General features: G+C 66.4%; 1 protein-coding gene and 1 pseudogene. Both read left to right on the forward strand.

The features are described 5' to 3' along the window. A partial coding sequence (gene istA, locus SOP97_RS20110; protein ID WP_322950599.1) for an IS21 family transposase occupies nt 1–1,226 on the forward strand: 1,226 nt, incomplete at its 5' end. A gap of 17 nt (nt 1,227–1,243) precedes the next feature. Continuing rightward, nucleotides 1,244–1,372, forward strand: a pseudogene (locus SOP97_RS20115) (AAA family ATPase); the annotation flags it as partial.

The raw sequence follows: 1,372 nt of genomic DNA on the forward strand, positions 1-1,372 counted from the left end.
ACCGCCTGAGCCAGCCGCAGGGCTTTCAGTACAGCTGGTTCTGTGAGCACTACCGGGCCTGGCAGGGCAAGCTGGACGTGGTGATGCGTCAGGAGCACCGCGTCGGCGAGAAGCTGTTCGTCGACTATGCCGGCCAGACGGTGCCGGTTATCGACCGCCACAGCGGCGAGATCCGCCAGGCGCAGGTGTTCGTCGCGGTGCTTGGCGCGTCCAGCTACACCTTCGCCGAAGCCACCTGGTCGCAGCAGCTGCCGGACTGGCTAGGCTCGCATACCCGTTGCTTCGCCTTCCTCGGCGGCGTGCCGGAGATCGTGGTGCCGGACAACCTGCGCAGCGCGGTGAGCAAGGCCCATCGTTACGAGCCGGACATCAACCCCAGCTACCGCGACCTTGCCGAGCACTACGGAGTGGCGGTGGTGCCGGCGCGGGCGCGTAAGCCGCGCGACAAAGCCAAGGCCGAAGTCGGCGTGCAGGTGGTCGAGCGTTGGATCCTCGCCGCCCTGCGCAACCGCCAGTTCTTCTCCCTGGATGAACTCAACAGCGCTATCGCCGGGCTGCTGGAGCGGCTCAATCGCCGCCCGTTTCGCAGGCTACCGGGCTCCCGGCACTCGGCCTTCGAGGCTCTGGATCGTCCGGCGCTGCGCCCATTACCGGAGCAACCCTACGTCTATGCCGAGTGGAAGAAGGCGCGGGTGCACATCGACTACCACGTCGAGGTCGATGGGCATTACTACTCGGTGCCGTATCAACTGGTGAAGAAGCAGCTGGAGGTGCGCCTGACGGCGCGCACCGTCGAGTGTTTCCACGCCAACCAGCGAGTGGCCAGCCACCTGCGCTCAATGCACAAGGGCAGGCACAGCACGCAGGCCGAGCACATGCCCAAGAGCCATCGCGAGCATGCCGAGTGGACGCCGCAACGGCTGATCCGCTGGGCCGAGCAGACCGGGCCGAGCACCGCCGGCGTGATCCGGCACATCCTCGAACGGCGCATCCATCCGCAGCAGGGCTACCGGGCCTGCCTGGGCATCCTGCGCCTGGGCAAGACCCATGGCGAAGTGCGCTTGGAGTTGGCCTGCCGTCGCGCCATCAGCCTCGGTGCGTGCAGTTACAAGAGCCTCGAATCGATCCTGCGCCAGGGGCTGGAAAACCTGCCGCTGGCCCAGCAGCACCTGCCCCTGCTGCCGGACGACCACGCCAACCTGCGCGGCCCCGGCTACTACCACTGAACACAAGGAAACTCACCATGCTGCCCCATCCGACCCTGGACAAGCTGCAAACCCTGCGCCTGCACGGCATGCTCAAGGCGCTGAATGAACAACTGAAAACCCCGGAMAGCGACAGCCTGAGCTTCGAGGACCGCCTCGGCCTGCTG

This window comes from Pseudomonas spirodelae, assembly GCF_034653255.1.
In the GTDB taxonomy this organism is placed as follows: domain Bacteria; phylum Pseudomonadota; class Gammaproteobacteria; order Pseudomonadales; family Pseudomonadaceae; genus Aquipseudomonas; species Aquipseudomonas spirodelae.